18 protein-coding genes and 1 pseudogene are annotated in these 19657 nt (G+C 41.1%); 11 read left to right on the top strand and 8 right to left on the bottom strand.

The annotated features are described in order from the left end of the window. Nucleotides 1-11: 11 nt before the first annotated feature. The 3 genes from V7K25_RS20415 to V7K25_RS20405 all read right to left on the bottom strand — a co-directional run bounded on the left by V7K25_RS20415 (nucleotide 12) and on the right by V7K25_RS20405 (nucleotide 3322). On the bottom strand, nucleotides 12-1178 hold the full coding sequence (locus V7K25_RS20415) for a hypothetical protein (RefSeq protein ID WP_335160313.1): 1167 nt from the start codon (nucleotides 1176-1178) through the stop codon (nucleotides 12-14). A 431-nt stretch (nucleotides 1179-1609) separates the two neighbouring features. Then, complete coding sequence (locus V7K25_RS20410) at nucleotides 1610-2437, bottom strand: alpha/beta fold hydrolase (protein ID WP_335160312.1); 828 nt, start codon at nucleotides 2435-2437, stop codon at nucleotides 1610-1612. A 159-nt stretch (nucleotides 2438-2596) separates the two neighbouring features. Continuing rightward, the gene (locus V7K25_RS20405; protein ID WP_335160311.1) at nucleotides 2597-3322 is read right to left on the bottom strand and encodes a lysophospholipid acyltransferase family protein; all 726 of its coding nucleotides are present in this window, start codon (nucleotides 3320-3322) and stop codon (nucleotides 2597-2599) included. 371 nt (nucleotides 3323-3693) lie between these two features. Between V7K25_RS20405 and metG the strand changes: the two genes are divergently transcribed. The 5 genes from metG to menH all read left to right on the top strand — a co-directional run bounded on the left by metG (nucleotide 3694) and on the right by menH (nucleotide 8909). Beyond that, the gene (metG, locus tag V7K25_RS20400; protein WP_335160310.1) at nucleotides 3694-5298 is read left to right on the top strand and encodes a methionine--tRNA ligase; all 1605 of its coding nucleotides are present in this window, start codon (nucleotides 3694-3696) and stop codon (nucleotides 5296-5298) included. Nucleotides 5299-5464: 166 nt separating this feature from the next. Further along, nucleotides 5465-6094, top strand: coding sequence for a LabA-like NYN domain-containing protein (locus V7K25_RS20395; protein ID WP_335160330.1), 630 nt, complete (start codon nucleotides 5465-5467; stop codon nucleotides 6092-6094). Further along, nucleotides 6094-7305 carry an LPS export ABC transporter periplasmic protein LptC gene (gene lptC, locus V7K25_RS20390; RefSeq protein WP_335160309.1) on the top strand — a complete coding sequence of 404 codons (1212 nt, stop codon included), beginning with the start codon at nucleotides 6094-6096 and terminating at the stop codon, nucleotides 7303-7305. Before V7K25_RS20395 ends, lptC begins: the two co-directional genes overlap by 1 nt. Nucleotides 7306-7434: 129 nt before the next feature. Continuing rightward, nucleotides 7435-7836 carry a metal-sensing transcriptional repressor gene (locus tag V7K25_RS20385; RefSeq protein ID WP_335160308.1) on the top strand — a complete coding sequence of 134 codons (402 nt, stop codon included), beginning with the start codon at nucleotides 7435-7437 and terminating at the stop codon, nucleotides 7834-7836. 257 nt (nucleotides 7837-8093) lie between these two features. Then, nucleotides 8094-8909 (top strand): 2-succinyl-6-hydroxy-2,4-cyclohexadiene-1-carboxylate synthase, encoded by an 816-nt coding sequence (gene menH, locus V7K25_RS20380; RefSeq protein ID WP_335160307.1) that lies wholly within the window; start codon nucleotides 8094-8096, stop codon nucleotides 8907-8909. 14 nt (nucleotides 8910-8923) lie between these two features. Here menH and V7K25_RS20375 read toward each other — a convergent pair whose 3' ends face one another. Beyond that, nucleotides 8924-9586: a glycoside hydrolase family 24 protein gene (locus V7K25_RS20375; RefSeq protein ID WP_335160306.1), complete on the bottom strand. Its 663-nt coding sequence runs from the start codon at nucleotides 9584-9586 to the stop codon at nucleotides 8924-8926. 244 nt (nucleotides 9587-9830) lie between these two features. Continuing rightward, nucleotides 9831-10490 carry an NAD(P)H-binding protein gene (locus V7K25_RS20370; protein WP_335160305.1) on the bottom strand — a complete coding sequence of 220 codons (660 nt, stop codon included), beginning with the start codon at nucleotides 10488-10490 and terminating at the stop codon, nucleotides 9831-9833. A 178-nt stretch (nucleotides 10491-10668) separates the two neighbouring features. On the opposite strand from V7K25_RS20370, the gene V7K25_RS20365 reads away from it, so the two are divergent. Then, on the top strand, nucleotides 10669-11343 hold the full coding sequence (locus tag V7K25_RS20365) for a DUF1997 domain-containing protein (protein WP_335160304.1): 675 nt from the start codon (nucleotides 10669-10671) through the stop codon (nucleotides 11341-11343). Between the two features lie 57 nt (nucleotides 11344-11400). Here V7K25_RS20365 and V7K25_RS20360 read toward each other — a convergent pair whose 3' ends face one another. After that, nucleotides 11401-11871 carry a DUF4079 domain-containing protein gene (locus tag V7K25_RS20360; protein ID WP_335160303.1) on the bottom strand — a complete coding sequence of 157 codons (471 nt, stop codon included), beginning with the start codon at nucleotides 11869-11871 and terminating at the stop codon, nucleotides 11401-11403. A 267-nt stretch (nucleotides 11872-12138) separates the two neighbouring features. Here V7K25_RS20360 and V7K25_RS20355 point away from each other — a divergent pair, with 267 nt between their 5' ends. Further along, a complete protein-coding gene (locus tag V7K25_RS20355; protein WP_335160302.1) occupies nucleotides 12139-13422 on the top strand; it encodes an ankyrin repeat domain-containing protein in 1284 nt (427 codons plus the stop codon). An 11-nt stretch (nucleotides 13423-13433) separates the two neighbouring features. On the opposite strand, the pseudogene V7K25_RS31680 reads toward V7K25_RS20355, so the two are convergent. After that, nucleotides 13434-13550 (bottom strand): annotated as a pseudogene (locus V7K25_RS31680) (DUF29 domain-containing protein); the annotation flags it as partial. Between the two features lie 274 nt (nucleotides 13551-13824). Here V7K25_RS31680 and V7K25_RS20350 point away from each other — a divergent pair. Continuing rightward, nucleotides 13825-14265 carry a DUF4332 domain-containing protein gene (locus V7K25_RS20350; RefSeq protein ID WP_335160301.1) on the top strand — a complete coding sequence of 147 codons (441 nt, stop codon included), beginning with the start codon at nucleotides 13825-13827 and terminating at the stop codon, nucleotides 14263-14265. 51 nt (nucleotides 14266-14316) lie between these two features. Here V7K25_RS20350 and V7K25_RS20345 read toward each other — a convergent pair whose 3' ends face one another. Then, a complete protein-coding gene (locus tag V7K25_RS20345; protein ID WP_335160300.1) occupies nucleotides 14317-14931 on the bottom strand; it encodes a TetR/AcrR family transcriptional regulator in 615 nt (204 codons plus the stop codon). Nucleotides 14932-15080: 149 nt separating this feature from the next. Between V7K25_RS20345 and V7K25_RS20340 the strand changes: the two genes are divergently transcribed. The 3 genes from V7K25_RS20340 to V7K25_RS20330 all read left to right on the top strand — a co-directional run bounded on the left by V7K25_RS20340 (nucleotide 15081) and on the right by V7K25_RS20330 (nucleotide 19331). Further along, a complete protein-coding gene (locus V7K25_RS20340) occupies nucleotides 15081-16736 on the top strand; it encodes a M16 family metallopeptidase (protein WP_335160299.1) in 1656 nt (551 codons plus the stop codon). 66 nt (nucleotides 16737-16802) lie between these two features. Then, nucleotides 16803-18320, top strand: a complete 1518-nt coding sequence (locus V7K25_RS20335; protein WP_335160298.1) for a M16 family metallopeptidase — start codon at nucleotides 16803-16805, stop codon at nucleotides 18318-18320. 363 nt (nucleotides 18321-18683) lie between these two features. Further along, entirely contained in the window at nucleotides 18684-19331 is a 648-nt protein-coding gene (locus V7K25_RS20330) for a Uma2 family endonuclease (protein WP_335160329.1), read from the top strand. Nucleotides 19332-19657 lie beyond the last annotated feature (326 nt).

Raw genomic sequence — 19657 nt, 5'->3', positions numbered from 1 at the left:
TGCCTAATGCTCTATGCCCCAATTTTATTTGTATCAATATCAAAATTGCTGGCGATCGCTTCTATTATTTCTTGCTCAACTGGTGTAATATTATTGTCAAGCTGGGCAATTTTGTAACACTGAGCTAGCAAAGGTATGGCAAAATCACGATTCAACTGATTGAGCAGTATATCTAAAGGCTTAGGCGATTTGATATTTTGGGCAATGGCATCCAAGGAGTTAGGAGTGAGGTTTAGAGTTTGTAACTCTGGCAAAATTTCTTCCCAAGTCTTCTCTGGATGACTAGCAAGGATCATGTGAACTAAAATTTGATCCATGACAGCTTGTTGAGCGATCGCAGTTTCTAGATATTTTTCACTCTCTGCTTTTAATGTTGCTAGTGTCTGTGGCGATGCAAGCGAAGTTGATTCATCTAGCTTGGCTTCGTAAAATCGGCAAGCAGCATACCCTAATGAATAAATCATCGTCGCATTTGAACTAGCTCCAATTACCGCACCCGCCAAGGGTATATTTCGCAGCAAGCCTAATCCCGCAGCTTTTAAAAGACGCTCTCCACCCAAGCCAAGACCAAAAATTGCCAAAATTTCACCTTTACGGGTAGGATCTTTTAAATTCAACCCGTAGACAGATGCAATTTGATAAAGCATTTCTGATTGCAATTTTGTTGTTGCTGTTAAATCAATTGCGAACAATGCAACTGCTATTCCTGGCAAAATACTAGTGGCTAATCCAACACCGCCTGCTTGAGTTGCTTTTTCCACCATGATTCGGTGAGCAATCTGGCTGGGTGATTCATTGGGATATTTTTGCTTGAGCTTATTTACCGCCGCTTCTGCATTTTCCAAATCAACAGCGTCAGTAGTACCAATTAGCCAATTTAAATTTAATACTCCAGATAGCTTTCTAATCAGCCAATTTTCGTTAAGGCGATTCACAACTTGACCGCTACTTTGAGTTGTTTGCTCAATAAACTTGTGTGTTTCTTTCGCTGTCGCTTCTCCCACCTCTACTGCTGTGTCTAAAACTGCTTTGCCAGTCTCAGCAACAGTTTTAATAAAAAACTCTACTATAGACGGTTCATTTTCTACTGATGATTGAGCCTGGATTTGTACTTCTGAAGTTTCTCTGGGTGAATTAACTGATTTATTCACTTCTATTTCTTGTGGTTTGTCTGCCATTGCTTGACACCATCTTGTAAAGCCTCTCTTTTGGTTGTAGCGAAATTATGAGCGGCTCTACATCCCTCTATAAACGTAAATATCAGTTTCAGATTAACTATTTTCTTTTCTGAATAACTGTCTTAATCCATCAACAATAGGAACATATTGCTCAGGGGTGAGTGTTCCCAAATACGCCAAAACTCGATTTATATCTAATCCCCGCGTTTGATCTAGTAAGACAATGGAAGACAGAGACAAACCACCAGCACCAGCTCACAAACGCTGATATAAGCTGGGATTATTGAACGCCCAAGAACTACTCTGGGTAGTTAAAGGTGCAATCATTAGCATTGGATAGTGGACTTCTCCCCAAGGTATACCGACCATTACAGCAGGCCGAGTTCCTTGCTGCGATCCTCTAGGACTACTAGTAGGTATTGCGCCTCACCCTATCCTCTCACTTCTAGCCCCCTACCTATATCAGCATTACTTTCTAAAAAGTCATTATCCTTAAGAATTTCATAGAGATTAATATCTTCCTCTAGCAAGCAAGCATGTCCGCAATGGGGCAATACCACAATTTTGGTATTTGGTAAGATATTCCCTATCCGCTTTACTTCAGTTACAGAAGGTAAAAGGCGATCGCTACCACCAGCAATCAACAAAACTGGTTGAGTTAACCGACCTAACTGTTCGTTATCAATATCAAATTCTCGCAGTAAAGACAATCGCCAATGAACGGTTTCTGGCGGGACAGAACGCATAGTTTTTAGCAGTTCATGGCGATCGCTTTGAGAAATGCGTGGCAAAGATGCTATAAACGGTAACAATCCCAGTGCGCCAACATCATACAACTCTGATGGCACTAAGTAAGTTAGTTGGGATGCCCAATTCAACCAAGGGCGAAGACGAAAGGACGAAGCTGGGTTAATTAAGATAATTCGCTTAAATAAATCCGGCGTTTGGATCGCTACTTTCATTGCCAAGCAACCACCAAAGGACTCACCACACAGGTAAACTGGCCTCTGAGAGCTTTTTTCTAATTCGGCGTAGATTAAGTCCAATACACTCTTAGCTAGCACATCCCAAGTGTTAAGGTCTTTGCGTGGGATCGCTAAACAACGGACATCAAAGCCAGTTTCTAATCCAGCCGTTTGCGATCGCAATAGTTGACCAGTTCCATCCATTCCTGGCAAATATACCAACAGGGGATACTCTGGCTTGACTCGTTTAGGAGTTAGAAAACAAGGATTTAGCTCAACTTCTTGGATAGTCATTGGTCATTAGTCAATGGTCATTAGTCAATGGTATAAAACTTTTGGATTGCTGATTGTTGCTGTTACGAAGTTCGGTAGTTTTGAGCAAAAATAAAAAAGGTCTTGGAACAAGCTAACTGTTAGTCATCGAGACAATCCAAAATTGAAAATCGAATGGCTCTAATAGCAACCTTGACGCAGTAAGGTGCTAATTTCACCATGACAGTGTTCTGTCAGTTCAGCCACAACAGTTCTGGCTTGCTTGCCGTGATATTTTTGATGATGTTGGGGCGTAATCCAATAAGGGCGACCGATTAACACTGCAACCCGACGATAAAGTACCAGTGGATGCCAACCACTTTGGTTAAATAAAGGTTCTGAAGGGTCAAATAGACTCAAAAGCCTTAAGGGGAAGCCAGAAGTGTTTACTTCTTCTAAGGAAGCGATCGCGATCGGCAAAATTGCTAAATCCTGCACATCAGCCCGTAATGCCAAATGGGCAAATCCCCGTTGAAACTCACCCACCATGTTTGGCACGGTAAATTTCACCATTGGTTCAGTTCCTTCTGGAAATACTCCTACCATCTGCTTGGACTGCAATAGCACCTGCGATTGCGAAAAAAAGCTTTGCTGACGGTTTTGAGTTTCTTCCAAAGGAAAACACCCCAATTGTCCGGTGACAATCTCCCGCATTACTGGCACTTGTCCCATGTAGTGATGGCAAGCAAAGCGAATCGGACTCGATAACGCCGCCATTAAAATTAGTGCATCCATAAAGCTGCGGTGATTGCTGACTACCAGTACGCTGGCATCCTGGGGAATGCGATCCTCGTAATAACGAAACATTTGCGTTGAGAGTGCCGCCACCAAAGCGCGAGAAATCTCTAGGGGGCTATTTCGACTCATACCTAATCAATATATTTTTCCGGTGAATACGGCAGTTTATCTTAAATTAATTTTTACATTTCTTTACTACTGCCATGACCGTCTTAAGATAGAAATATCTAATCCACAAAACCAGATAAATTTTCCGGATTCTGGATTATGTATTCTCAATCACAATAATTTCTAATATAAAGTATTCAAAAAAATTATGATTAGTTAATTTCGCTCTTGTAAGCAAAAATGAGTTGAATTGATGCATATTACAAAACAATTTTTGATTTGAAAACTTTGCTACTATTAAGGTATTATTGAAAAAAATAGAAATATTATTGTATAATTGCTTGGTTTTTCCGATAGAAGTAAAACGTTTTATAAGTTAATTTTAATTTTGCATGAATCTAGTGAATAAAAAAGAAAAGACATTTGCACTAACAACACCACTATATTATGTAAACGATGTGCCCCATATAGGCAGTGCTTATACGACGATCGCAGCAGATGTAGTGGCGCGATTTCACAGGCTGTTGGGGCATCAGGTATTACTAATTACAGGTACAGATGAACACGGGCAAAAAATTCAGCGATCGGCAGAAAGTTTAGGCAAAGCACCACAAGAGTTTTGCGATGAAATTGTCCCTAGTTTCGTTAATTTGTGGCGATTACTGGATATTCAATACGATCGCTTTAGTCGGACTACTGCACCTCGTCATGAAGCGATCGTCAAAGAATTCTTTGATCAAGTCTGGAAATCTGGTGATATTTACCAGGGGCAACAAAAAGGCTGGTACTGCGTATCCTGCGAAGAATTCAAAGAAGAACGGGATCTGCTAGAAGGACACCGTTGCGCGATTCATACTAACAAAGAAGTGGAGTGGCGAGACGAGCAAAACTATTTTTTCCGCTTATCCAAATATCAAACTAAGCTAACAGAATTTTATCAATCTAGACCGGATTTTATTCAACCAGAAAGTCGGCGCAATGAAGTTATTAACTTTGTAAATCAAGGTCTGCAAGACTTTTCCATTTCGCGGATAAATCTAGACTGGGGTTTTCCCGTACCAGTTGATCCCAAGCACACCCTTTATGTCTGGTTTGACGCGCTGTTAGGTTATGTAACGGCATTACTAGAACCAGATGCAGAACCGACTTTAGCAAATGCCTTAGAAACATGGTGGCCGATTAACTTGCACCTAATTGGTAAAGATATTCTGCGCTTCCATGCAGTTTACTGGCCAGCAATGCTGTTGTCGGCTGGCTTACCCTTGCCAGATCGAGTATTTGGGCATGGCTTTTTGACTAAAGATGGTCAAAAGATGGGCAAAAGTCTGGGTAATACCCTTGATCCTATAGCGTTAGTTCAGCGCTATGGTAGTGATGCCGTTCGTTATTACTTCCTTAAGGAAATCGAATTTGGCAAAGATGGAGATTTTAATGAAGTAAGGTTCATTAATGTTCTGAATGCAGATTTGGCAAATGATTTAGGTAATTTGCTCAATCGCACCTTGAACATGGTGAAGAAATACTGTGCCCAGAATAATGTCCCATCAATCGGCAATGAAGGAATTTCTGACGAAAATCCATTGAAAACAATTGGTTTACGTCTAAGGGAGAATGTAAAACAAGCATACCAAGAGCTAGCTTTCAGTGAAGCCTGCGAGGCCATCCTTTCATTGGTGCAAGCCAGTAATAAGTTTATTGATGAACAGGCTCCTTGGTCATTATATAAACAGGGACAGCAGGAGTCGGTGGAAAAAGTTCTGTACGCAGTTCTAGAATCGGTTAGACTAGCAGCTTATCTGCTATCCCCAATTATTCCGAACATCAGTAGCGATATTTATCGGCAGCTGGGCTTTGGAATAAACTTTAACGAGCAAATACAAAGTTCAATCACCGCTCCTTTTGCCACCCATGCAACATGGGGGATACTATCTAGTAAACAACAGTTGGGTATAGCCAAACCGATTTTTAAGCGAATAGAACCCCTAAAAAACGATTAATCTTTATCAAAGTCTGATTTTGTTCAATTTCTTATTTTCTCAAAAAATTTATCGGGGCTGAACTTAAATTAGTCCCGGAACATTATCATAAGCCGCTGTGACTAGCATCTAAAAGTTGGTAATTTGTATCAAAAATAACAGGGATAATAATTGAGGTATCACAATGATGTTGAATAATTTTGAAACCGATTCAATATTTACGCCAGAACAGGTTTTGGAGAATCGGGGTAGGGTCGCTATATTTATTGATGGCTCAAATCTATTTTACGCTGCACTGCAACTAGGGATTGAAATCGATTACACGAAGCTGTTGTATCGATTAACTGGAGGTTCTAGACTATTAAGGTCTTTTTTCTACACTGGTGTAGACCGGACAAACGAGAAGCAACAGGGGTTTCTACTGTGGATGCGTCGCAATGGCTATCGAGTTATTGCTAAGGATCTAGTCCAGCTACCAGATGGCTCTAAAAAAGCTAACCTGGATGTAGAAATAGCAGTCGATATGATGGCTTTAGTAGATTCTTATGATACCGCAGTTTTAGTTAGCGGTGATGGGGATTTGGCTTATGCGGTAAATTCAGTTAGCTATCGCGGCGTGCGGGTTGAAGTGGTGAGCTTGCGTTCGATGACCAGCGACAGCTTAATTAATGTAAGCGATCGCTACATTGATTTAGAAGCCATCAAAGAAGATATTCAAAAAACTCCTCGCCAAAGCTATCCATACCGGCCATTATCTGGGATCGGTTTTTTGGAAGACACCAGAACTAGTGATGGACATCTAGAAATCCAAGAATAATGGCGTATCAATTTCATCAAAGGGGGAGACAGGGCGAGAGAAAAATTCAAAATTTCTCCTCTACTCCTCCCTTTCTTCTTTTACCTTTAATTTTTTTCTTGATATTTGGTTTAGCAAGCTGTGGGGGGAAATCTCCCACAGCTTCTCAACAAAATACTGTGGCTTCATCTAATAAAGATAGCAATTTGACTTTCTTTGATGTCACCTTAGAACAAGCAGATGAAGTAGGACGACCAATTTGGAAAGTCAGGGCTAAACAAGCACAATACACCAAAGAAAAACAAATTGGTCAAGCTGAAAGTCCTTATGGTGAACTATATCAAGATGGCAAAGTAGTTTATCAAATCAAGGCGGATGTCGCAGATATTGAACAAAATGGGAAGCAGTTATTTCTTAAAGGTAAAATATTTGCCACAGATCCTAAGAATGGAGTTGTATTGCAAGGTAATGAATTAGAATGGCGTCCCAAAGAAGATTTGTTGATTGTCCGCAACCAGATTAATGGTAGTCATAAACAACTACAAGCTGTGGCGCAGGAAGCGCGAGTCAAAACCCGCGAACAGCGCATGGAATTTTTCGGAAGGGTAATAGCAAATTCCATTGATCCACAGTTACAAGTAAGAACCGAGCATTTAATCTGGAATATTAAACAAGAAAAACTGATTGGCGATCGCCCTTTACAAATTGACCGTTACAAAGATAATAAAATTAGCGATCGCGGCAAAGGAAATTCTGCCGAAGTCAACTTAAAAACGAAAATTGCCACTATTCAACAAAATGCTCAATTAGATTTACTAGACCCACCCATGCAAATAACTAGTAACTCTATGACCTGGAACATGAACACAGAAACGGTCACTACAAATTCCCCTGTGCGGATGTTCCAGCGTGCCGAAAATCTTACCGTCACTGCCAATCAAGGTGAAATGAGAATACCACAAAAAACAGTTTATTTAACAGGTAACGTCAACGCCATTGGTCAGCGTCGCCAGTCTTTGAAATCTAATACATTAACTTGGTATTTAGATAATAAGTTAGTTGAAGCTCAGGGAAATGTAGTTTATCGACAAATTGACCCACGGTTAAATTTTACAGGTGAAACAGCAGTTGGTAATCTGCAAACAGAAAATATTGTTGTTAAAGGCGGCACTTCTAGCGGTAGGGTAGTAACAGAAATCATTCCCCAAGAAAGAGCCAATCGGCAGCAGTAGAGTTAGGGGAGTGGGGAGGATGAGGGAAATGAGGCGAATAATCAATGCCCTATGCCCCATTCCCCATTCCTCGCTCCCTGCTCCCTGCACTAGGCTAGGATCTTAGTACTACAAGTCTTCTGATAACCCATGAATGGATCAAAGCGATTAGGCAAGGAATCCTTGCCAATATCCCAACAAGCAGAACATTCCCACCATCACGATACAGATAGCGAGCATACAGATCATACTCATGAGGCTGGAGAGTCGGCTCATCCTCACGTCCATAGCGAAGAGTCATTACGGCGAATTGCCAATCGATTATCGCGGATAGAAGGACATGTTCGTGGTATTAAAACAATGGTGCAGCAAAATAGTCCTTGTCCTGATGTTCTACTGCAAATTGCCGCAGTGCGAGGCGCATTAGATAAAGTAGCGCGAATTGTTTTAGATGAACATTTAACTGAGTGTATTGCTAGAGCTGCACAAGAGGGTAATATTGACGTTGAAATTAAACAGTTAAAAGCTGCTTTAGATCGATTTTTACCTTAAGAATTATAAAAATAAAAATTAACTAGCACAACAAAGCATTTTGTAAAGATGCAGGATTTGGTGTATTGACTCAGGCAAAGGGTTATTTATGCCAAAATTAACACAAGGATTTTACGTATTCCTTATTATATCAACGATGCTAAAACCTCTGAAACTAATTAACTTTTTTGATCTTATTAATATCTGCGAACATTTTGCTTTGCTCCACTGATAATGAAAAATCATATCAACTGAGCCTTTAAATATCTCCTTGAAAAATGAATTTAAGATATAAGTTTAACTATTGTTTAAATGTCAATATAAACAAACCTCTAATTATTTTGTTACACGGCTTCATGGGAAACATTAATGAATTTGATGAAGCTATAAAAATGCTAAGTGAAGATTTTTCTCATCTCACTCTTGATTTACCCGGACATGGTAAAACCCAAATTTTAGGAAGTGATGAATACTATACAATACAACCCACTGCTCAAGCAATAATCAATTTATTAGATGAATTAAAAATAGATAAATGCTACTTAATTGGTTATTCAATGGGTGGAAGGTTGGCTTTATATCTAACTCTACATTTTCCAGAACGTTTTATTAAAGTTGTATTAGAATCAGCTTCCCCTGGTTTAGCAACAGAAGCAGAACGATTAGAAAGAGTTAGGCGTGATGCTCAAATAGCTAGAAAATTAAGCAGAAGTATTATTCAAACTGATTTTGCTGCTTTTCTTTCAAATTGGTACAATCAACCGATTTTTGGTTATATAAAAAATCATCCAAAATACGATCGCATGATAGAAAGTCGCTTGCAGAATAATCCGCATGAATTAGATAAATCATTGCGCTTCATGGGAACTGGATGCCAACCTTCTTTCTGGGAAAAGCTACAAGAGAATAAAATCCCTCTGCTTTTACTAGTAGGTGAATATGATAAAAAATTTATATCTATTAATACAGAAATAGCTCAAATTTGTGAATTTAGCCAACTAAAAATAATTAGTAATGCTGGACATAATATTCACTTTGAAAATACCTCGGCTTTTATAGAAAATATCAAAGATTTTTTCTATGCAGCAAGTTAAAAGTTAGGATGATCTCATTGCTTACTGGGTAACTTTTTCACTGCCTTGCTAGAAGGAGTTAGCGATGGTATTAAATTGGGTGCTATTGGTTGATTAGCTGCGGTCAATTCCTCTTGCAGCATTTTCTGATAAAGTTTAGGCAGAGAGCTACTAACAGAATTAGTTTCTATGCCATATCCTAAACTTGTCCAGGTGGGAGAGAGCCGCCGCAAAACTTCATTTAGCTTTCCTTGACGCAACAGTTGAGAAAGATCAGCTCCCCAAACTTTAGAATCATTTAACCAACGGTAAACTACTATATCTTGATATTCTGCTTCAAAACTATAAGCAGTCCAAAACATCATCTGCATCGGTTTTGGATGATAACGGGAGGCTAAACGATACCAAGTAACATTAATAATTTGATATCTGCCAGCAGCAGTAGAACAATTACCTATGTTGGGTCCTGTGACAATTGTGACGCATATCTCAGGATGTCGGCTAAGGTCGTTGACTTGCTGCCCACCATATAACAGCGAATAGGGACGATTACCACTTGCCTCACTCGCCGAGATGGTTCGCATTAAAGCGCGGATATAGGGGTCGCCCTTTTTCATGACCAAAGGCGGCTGTTGAACTGCAAAGATGGGATCAGAAGGCGATCGCAAGTCTCCAATATACCATTGCAACAAATACACAAAGCCAAGAAGCGCGGCTATTGGCCCAATAAGTTTTTCAACACCTTTGAATTCAAAGCCTTTCAGAATCCGACTCCTTCAAATTTTTTCTCTTCGCTAACAACATTGATTGACGCGCCCATTCTGGTAAAGTTCACTCCAATAGAGACTGACTGTTGATAGGGGCACAGCAATGCTATGCCCACGCATGTTGTAAACCAAGACACGCTATAAGAGTTTTAACTCCTAACTCCCCATTGGTTGATTAAGCGACGTTAGCAAATAATTCCCCAAAAGTTTTAGAAGTAGCCTCCGGTTTGGCCACAATCTCGACAATTTTATTGCGTGCATCTGCTTCAAACAACGCCTCAACAGCAACTTGGGCGACTTTTTGTCTGGGTATACTACCGTCAAACAGTGTATCAGCACTCTGCATCACGATCACATCGGAGTTATCTTCATTCTTCAACCCACCAGGCCGCACAATCGTATAAGTAAGACTACTTTTCTGGATATACTCTTCAGCTTGCTTTTTCCACACTAAAATCAGCCAAAACAAGTTTAGTGGATGGAATAACTGCGAAGTACACAAAGAAGAAACTAAGACGAAATGCTCAATTCCCTTTGCTTTAGCAGCTTCTACTAAATTTTTAGTCCCTTCAAAATCTACTTTATAGGGGCCAGTGGGGTCAAAACTAGGTTTTGCCCCAGTAGCAACCAACAGAACTGTGCTATCTCCCAATGCAGCAGTTAAACTTTCTGGTTGTAATACGTCGCCTACCACTAATTCGGCTTCAGGAGAGAGAATACCCCTAGCCTTCTCTATATCCCGCACTAAAGCCCGGACGGGAATATTCCGCGCTATCAACTCTTGCACAATCCGGCGACCTGTTTCACCCGTTGCCCCTGCTACAAATGCTTTCATGAGAAATGCTATCCTGGGAAACTATTGTGTGCTTGTTCAGTTCTTTATTTTAGTAATTCTATGGACTTGATGGCAGATTAATGAGGTTTCGGTAAAAATAGGATATTAGTGTGAAATGACCCAGGTACGTGGGGAATTATTAATATAGACGAACGCTAAAATATACATTAATGCATTTATGCTTTCAAGACAAAGCGAATATAAATCCTGGGAAATAACAGAAGCAGTTTTACCTGTAGCCTCCAGCCATGAAGCAGCCGAGGACACATTAACAGAAGCAAATGTAGCGACGGTCACAAAATTTTACGGTCGTTATCAAGATTTTATGGAAATGCCTGCCCCAGCAGAGAAGGTTGCCCAGTATCTTAATAATCATGCCTCATGGTTTTCGCGTTGCGCTGAACCCATGAAGGTGCAATTACTTGGAGAAAATGGCTACGCTCTAGTAATTGGTCGTTTTGGTGCTTTTGGTTATGATGTAGAACCTAAAATTGGTTTGGAATTGTTGCCTCCAGAGGAGGGTATTTACCGCATCCGTACAATCCCTATCCCTGACTACCAACCGCCTGGTTATGACGTAGACTATCGGGCATCTCTACAGTTAATAGAAAATAATAATTCCAATAGCATTGGTGAAATTACCAGAGTTGAATGGGAATTGGATTTAATAGTTGATTTGCACTTTCCCAGATTTATTCAGCGATTACCCAAGTCTATAATTCAATCTACAGGCGATCGCCTACTTAACCAAATTGTCCGCCAAGTCTCCCGTCGTTTAACCCGCAAAGTTCAGCAAGATTTTCAGAAATCTTTGGAAATACCCCTTCCTGCTAATTCTAAACAAAAGCAATGACTCAATAGTCCTTTGTCATTGCTCATACACAAATGACAAAGGACAAATGACAAAGGACTAAGCTTTAGTGAGAATTCTTTGGACAATTTGCACGCCGGTGACAGCCTGCCAAGCAAAAAGCCCCAAAAGGGTAAAATTCACCAGAATATGAGTTGCTCGCGCCCAATTTGCCCCTTTTTGCATATAAGGCGACAAAGCAGCAGAAAATGCAATCATACCCGTCATACCCAGTCCTGCCAGCAGGTGAGGCGCGACAAATAATTTGCCATTATTGATGTAAGTGACACCCATCCCTCCAATTGCACCTACCACCATCAAAGCTAGGAGTATAGATCCGATTTGGTAGTGTCTGACGTTATATTTACCTTTAATCAGTTCTTTCTTTTCTTCCCCCTGAGCATTTCTGGTACGCTGTACTTGCAGCCCCAAGTAGGCAGCATAAATTGAAACTACTAATAGCGCCCACATAAGCACCGGATGAAAGAAATTCAGCCAATATTTCACCGACGCGGAAAGTTCCAGACTCATAGTGTTCTCGCCCAATTATAAAATCTTCATAAAAATTAGCATAATTCTATTTTCTGTGCTTAAAGTTGCACAAATAAAAAGAGGCTAAAAAAGAGAAGAATTTTTATCAACTCAATAGCTAGAATGTTTGCCAAGACTGCTTTTATTGAATTTTAATTTAGAATGAGTGAATTTTGAATTGCCTAAACCTCTTGCCAAAGTGGATAAACAATCTCAGACTAAATTTTGAGGGTAGACGAACAAAACCCCCTGTGTGGGATCTCATTCATGACTGAAAATAACGATACTTTGCTGCTACAAGCAGCTAAAAATGGAGATATTAAGCATCTGAGGGCGCTACTGGCTGCTGGTGCGAGGGTGGACGCGTGCGATCGCCAAGGCACGACGGCGTTAATGTTTGCTGCCAATTTAGGCTATACCGAAATTGTGCGATCGCTATTAGATGCTGGGGCAAATATCAACTTGCCCAGAAAACTCTATGGTTTGACAGCTTTGATGTTGGCGGCTAGTTCCAAACAGCTTGACATTTTGCAGCTTTTACTATCCAAAGGTGCTGATGTTAATGCCACTAATGAAGATGGCAGCACAGCTTTAATGGCAGCTGTAGTTAAAGGTCATGTCGATGTAGTGCAAGTTTTATTGGCTGCTGGTGCAAAGGTGAATATCGCAGATAAAGATGATGATACTGCCTTGAAACTCGCCATTAAGCAGGGACAAATAGAAGTTTTACAAGCAATTTTGCAAACTGGTGTCGATGTCAATATCCGAGATGAGGAAGGTGAAACACTCTTAACATTAGCGGCAGATTTGGGATATTTAGAGGTTGTGGAAGCATTGCTAGAGGCCGGGGCTGATGTGAATGTGAGAAACGCCGATGGTGCAACTGCCCTATCGGCAGCAGTAGCGGCTGGACATAGTGCGATCGCAGCAGCTTTACTAAATCGAGGTGCTAAAATTAATCTCCAAGACCAAGATGGTGAAACAGCCCTACACCTTGCGGTTGTAGAAGGCTACATTGATGTTGTGCAAGTGTTACTTAACAGGAGTGCAGATGTCCAAATTAGGAACCACCTTGGCGATACGCCACTGCTTGTAGCAGCATTGCAGGGACACAGCCATATCGTCGAAGCATTGTTGCATTCCGGGGCAGATATTAGTGAGAAAAACCTTGGTGAAGCACCTTTGACGCTGGCTGCATCACAGGGACACACCCAAACAGTGAAAGTGCTGCTAGACTATGGTGCTGATGCTAACACTGCGGGCGATGATGGCAAAACTGCTTTGATCAAGGCAACCGAACGCAAGCACAAGGAGATAATACATTTGTTGCTGGCAAATGGGGCAGATGTGAATTTTCAAGACTCAGCGAAAGCAACAGCATTGATGTGGGCTGCTTCAGCAGGTTACGGCGAAATTGTGCAGTTATTACTCCAAGCTGGGGCAGATATGAATTTGAAAAACCGGGGTGGCTATACTGCTTTAATGATTGCAGAATTTAATGGTTATAAAAATGTGGTGCAAAGCCTGCAAAAAGCTGGGGCGCAAGAATAGCTAATAGCCATTTAAAATCTTTTGTTTCCTGATTTGCCAGACGATAATAATTCTTCTGACTGATCATTTTTTTCAAATTGTCCAGCACGAATGAGTTGCACAGTTTTTTCTGTCCATGCGACAAAATCTGTTTCATATAACTAGGCTGTGCTTTTCGGAATCAGCGTCATAAACTTCCTGCAATCACCGTAGACGAGCAAAATTGGAGAGATTTTACGCCCATTTTAACGTCATAGGACTTATGCACAAATAACGTAAAATCGAACCACAGAGGCGCAGAGAACACGGAGTAATAATAGTTTAAGAGGTATTTTGCGTAAGTCCTGCGTCAGAGGCTATACGAGGCGATCGCGTCTTGTTCCTGTCACAATATCTAAATAAGCCTATATTTTAATTTCAAAAATGCCTGCTAAAAATACAAATAATCAAAGTCGTATCCAATCTCGTGACTGGCCAATTGAGCAATTACCTGGACTAAGCCACGAGGAACAATCTCAACTGCACAATTGTGGAATTCCTAGCACAGTAGTGCTAATCAAACAAGGGAAAACTTTAGAGGAAAGACTAGCATTAGCCAATAAACTACAGATTCATCTTCAGTATGTAAATAAATGGATGGCTTTAGCTGACTTAGCCCGTATTCCCAGTGTAGGCATACAATATTGTGGTTTATTGCTCCATGCAGGTATCGGTTCTGTAGCACAGTTGGCTCAAACTCCCACTCATAGATTGCACCAACAAATCATGCGCTTGCAGGTAGCAACAATGCAGCGACGAGATTTGTGTCCAGCGATTGAATTAGTACAACAATGGAGTCAGCAAGCCAAAGCAATCATTAGTTAAAAGTTAGGAGTTAAGATAATTCATAATTCATAATTCCTAACTTTTAACTTCTCACTCCTTGGCTAAAACACCATTAAGGAAGATATCAGCAAGTCCTTCTGCCATTTCTTGCATTTGTTGAGGAGAGGCGTCAGGTTCCATGAGGGTGTTGTTGGAAAAACCTGCGATCGCAAACATTCCTAAAAAAACTTTGGCTACCAGCTTGGCGTCCATTTTGCGATAAATGCCTTTATCCATCGCTGTTTGAAAAAATGCTTCGCCCACATCGGACATTTTAGTAATGACTTCTAATTGAATGCGATCGCGCAAGTCGGGGTGAAACTGAACCTCCATAAAACAAACGCGCATTAAATCGGCATTTTTTTGAAAATTCCACATCCGGCGACGCATCACCTGAGCTACGGCTTTATAGCTGCCCATTTCACTTAATTCTGTCAGCAAATCTGTGAGAATCTCCACCCATCCACTCGTCGCTACTTCCACTAATATTGCTTTTTTATTGGGAAAATGACGAAAGAGAGTGCCTTCAGCTACACTTGCCGCTTGTGCTAAATCGCGGGTGGTAGTGCCGTCAAATCCCTGAGCGGCGAACAATCGTTGTGCTGCCTGTAAAATCCGGGTGCGCGTTTGAGCCTCTGAGGGTGGAGAAGAATTAAAAACTCGCATAACAGTTATGGTGAAATTTGCGGAACAGGATTTGTAGCATTATTGTCTAACGTCAAGTAAAAAAGCCTAAGAAGCTTAATACAAGATTAACGTCTTTTTGCTAAGTACCTAGTTTTTTAGGTAGTGTAACTTTATCTTAATTTTTGCTTATGAACCAGATCAGTCGGTCAATTTTAGTTTTTAGATTGGGAATTTTAGATTGGTCAGATAAAGTATCTGTCATATTGCGGCGGTTGTTTGTCGCTTTGTTGGCTTTGATTATCCTCTGGTGGGGATTACTGCCAGAAATTGCTCTGGCTCAAACTCAGACAGCACCCCCTCCCCAAAGAGTGTTGCAACCTACAAAAACTCAAACTCCACCAGTTGAAAATTCGATCCAACCTTATCTAAATCGAGTTATCAAGGAGTTAACGGAGTTTCGCCTCGACAATGGTCTAAAATTCATTGTCTTGGAAAGACATCAAGCGCCTGTAGTGTCTTTTATTACTTATGCCAATGTCGGTGGTGTGGATGAGTCAGATGGCAAAACTGGTGTGGCTCACTTTCTGGAACACTTGGCGTTTAAAGGCACAACGCGCATTGGTACAGAAAACTACAAGGCAGAAAAACCTCTATTAGAAACCTTAGAACGATTGGATGGCCAAATTAAAACAGCGAAAGCCGATGGCAAAAAAGATGAGGTTGCTCGGTTAGAAGCTGAGTTTAAGCGAGTGGAATCACAAGCAGCCAAGCTTGTTAAGCAAAACGAATTGGGGCAAATTGTCGAACAAGCGGGAGGTGTAGGTTTAAATGCCAATACTTCAACCGAAGCTACCCGTTATTTCTACAGCTTTCCTGCCAATAAGCTGGAACTTTGGATGTCGCTGGAGTCGGAACGATTTCTCGATCCTGTAATTCGTCGTGAGTTTTATAAAGAGAAAGATGTAATTTTAGAGGAACGACGGATGCGGGTGGAGAATTCACCTATTGGGCTGATGTTGGAGAAATTTATTGATACTGCTTACAAAGTTCATCCATACAGGCGTCCAGTGATTGGTTATGACGAAGATATCCGCAATTTGACACCAGAAGATGTCCAAAAGTTTTTTGATACTCACTACGTACCGAGTAATTTAACCATTGCCATTGTCGGAGATGTTAACCCGGCTGAGGTGAAAAAACTGGCGCAAACTTATTTTGGCCGCTATCAAGCAAAAACCAAAGCTGTTGAAGAAATCCCGGTGGAACCGTCACAACAACAAACACAGGAAGTTACTTTACAGCTACCTTCTCAACCCTGGTATTTAGAAGGTTATCATCGTCCGGCAATTACCCATCCAGATAATGCAGTCTATGAAATCATTGGTAGTTTATTAAGTGATGGGCGCACGTCGCGGTTGTATAAGTCTTTGGTAGAAAAGCAACGATTGGCACTAAATGCTCAAGGTTTTAGCGGATTTCCTGGAGATAAATACCCAAACCTGATGTTATTCTATGCTCTCACGGCTCCTGGTCATACGGTTGATGAGCTGGCGGTGGCTTTGCGCCAAGAAATCGACAAATTAAAAACTGAGCCTGTAGCAGCGGTTGATTTGGAACGGGTGAAAACCCAAGCACGGGCCGGTTTATTACGTACCCTCGATTCAAATATGGGGATGGCTCAACAATTATTGGAATATGAGGTAAAAACTGGCTCTTGGCGGAATTTATTTAAGCAGTTGGATGATATTTCGGCAGTGACAACGGCTGATATTGTGCGGGTGGCAAAGGAGACGTTTACGCCAAAAAATCGCACGGTTGGTAAGCTGTTGTCGAAAGAAGCTTAAGAGAAACGAACCGCGAAGGCGCAAAGGGCGCGTTCGCGCAGCGTCTCGTAGAGAAGGTAGAGAGATATGCAGAGGTACAAGGTGAAGGGTAAAAAGCAGATAGCGTTCAAAATCAAAAATGGGAAAGGGTTAATTTATGCTTTGGTTGGTGTTTTTGCGTGTTTACTTTTAACTTGTAACTTTTCTCTGGCGGCGACGACTGAGGCAAAGCATTATACTGAATTGCAATTGCCAGCGCTACCGGAGATTAAGTTACCCAAGTATGAGCGATTTGTTCTCCAAAATGGCTTGGTTGTCTATTTGATGGAGGATCACGAATTACCGTTGGTGAATGGAACGGCGTTTGTGCGGACAGGGAATCGCTTGGAACCACAACAAAAAGTTGGTTTAGCTGGTTTTACAGGCGCGGTGATGCGAACTGGAGGAACTAAGAAGCATTCGCCTGATGAACTCAACGAGATATTGGAACAACGGGCGGCATCTGTGGAAGCTAGTATTGGTGAAGCTTCTGGTGGTGCTAGCTTTGACGCACTCAGTGAAGATTTAGAAACGGTGTTTGGGCTGTTTGCCGAGGTGCTGCGATCGCCAGTATTTGCTCAAGAAAAGCTAGACTTGGCGAAAACTCAAGCTAAGGGTGGCATTGCCCGTCGCAATGACAATCCAGATAGTATTGCTAGTCGAGAATTTAAGAAATTGATCTATGGAAAAGATAGTCCATACTCTCGCACAATAGAGTATGCAACGGTGGATCAGGTTGAGCGTGAAGATTTGCTCAAGTTTTATCAGCAATATTTCCACCCCAATAATATGATTTTAGGGATTGTGGGGGATTTTGACTCTAAGAAAATGCGATCGCTCATTCAAGCTAATTTTGGCGACTGGAACCGCAACCCAGGTATTGCTAAACCCAAATTACCAAATGTTTCGCCAGCTAATACAGGTGGAGTCTTTTTTGTCAATCAGCCACAATTAACACAAAGTAGTGTGCTTCTTGGCCATTTAGGTGGACGGTTTGACAATCCTGATTATCCGGCACTTGATGTATTGAATGGAGTGTTAAATGGATTTGGTGGACGCTTATTTAATGAAGTGCGATCGCGTCAAGGTTTAGCTTACTCTGTTTATGGTGAGTGGAGTCCCCGTTTCGATTATCCTGGCATGTTTATTGCTGGTGGACAAACGCGATCGGATGCTACTGTGCAGTTTGTCAAAGCCTTACAAGATGAAATCAAGCGCATCCAAGCTCAAAGAGTAACAGCAAAAGAACTTGCTTTTGCGAAAGAGTCTACACTCAACTCCTTTGTATTCAACTTTCAAGACCCTGCCCAAACCTTATCACGGTTGATGCGATACGAATATTACGGCTATCCTGCTGATTTTCTCTTTCGCTATCAAAAAGCCATCGCCGCCACCACAGCTGTTGATGTGCAACGAGTAGCACGAGAATACCTCAAGCCAGAAAAGATCGTAACTCTAGTGGTGGGGAATCAAACCGCTATTCAACCGCCATTGACGCAGCTAGCAGCAAAGGTGATACCAATAGATGTAACGATTCCTGGTTCGCAGCCACAGGTGAAGAATTAATTTGCGCTATTAACAAGGTATCCTCCTCTAGATTTCCTGGTAATCAGCGTGATGTTATAAGTACTTGTGATAATTTCCTTTATTATCGGGAAATGACTGAGGACAAATTGTAGTAAGCAGTAGAAACTAAATCAGGAACCAAAGCCTCTGGAGTTTCCAGAGGTTTTTTTTTAATTACGCTTTTTTAAGAGCGATCGCCCCATACACTTCAATAAAAGGGTTTATTAAGTATGCGATATGCGAGATCCGACAACAAACTGCTGCGTGTCCAAGCATCCGACAATTTAGTGATGAAGCAGCAAACAATTGTCGCATTAACTGGAGTAAGCTAAATTTAGGTTTGAGCTACTGGGAGTGAAGATGATGTTGTTGGAATTAAAGCGCATCCATGTTCCACCAGGACAAAGGGTATTACTGCGAGATGTAACCTGGCAGGAATTGGAAGCAATTCTAGAGGATTTAGGGGAGCATCGTGCAGCACGAATTGCTTATGACAGGGGAATACTGGAGATTATGGCACCACTGCCAGAACATGAATATGACAAAGAAATTATTAGTGATTTAGTCAAAGCCCTTCTGGAAGAGCTAAATACTGAGTTTATCAGCCTTGGTTCTACCACTTTCAAAAACCAAGCAATGGCTCAAGGTATAGAACCTGACCAGTGTTTCTATATAAAAAATGAAGCCAAGATTCGCGGCAAGAAGCGGCTAGATTTAACAGTAGACCCCCCTCCAGATTTAGCTCTAGAAATTGATATTACTTCTCGCACTCATCCTAATATCTATGAAGCTTTAAAAGTACCTGAGCTTTGGCGTTTTGATAAAGGAAAGCTCCAAATTAATGTTCTGCAAGACGGGCATTATGTAGAGTCTCAGCAAAGCCTAAATTTTCCTGTATTCCCATTAATTGAAACAATTCCCAAATATCTTGAGCAAAGTACAACAGCAGGCAGAAATGCAACGCTCAAGGCTTTTCGTCTTTGGGTACAAAAGCAGATACAACAGCAATAACTATTAATACTAACGAATTAGGGATAATTAAAAGTTTGTGGGAACTATAGCTAATTTTCTTATTAATGGCGTATTGGCATATATTGTAGGCAGCATCATCCTAATCATTCTTGGTGGTTTAGTGTCGCGGTACGTAAGATGGTTGCTCACTGGAGTTTTGGGACGGTTGCTTGATATTGATATTGAGTATGTAAAGTTAATTTGATACCTGCTCATTTTTTACAAAATGGGTCTTTGGAAAGATTATTAACAACGGGAGACCAGAAAAATCAAAAAGTAAGAATAGCAGTTGATATAGTTGCCAGTTTTAGTGAAATGGAAGCAAT

The sequence above is a fragment of the Nostoc sp. genome (genome assembly GCF_036919495.1).
In the GTDB taxonomy this organism is placed as follows: domain Bacteria; phylum Cyanobacteriota; class Cyanobacteriia; order Cyanobacteriales; family Nostocaceae; genus Nostoc.
The sequence above is the reverse complement of the archived record's forward strand: the minus strand, read 5'-3'. Positions and strand labels throughout refer to the sequence as shown.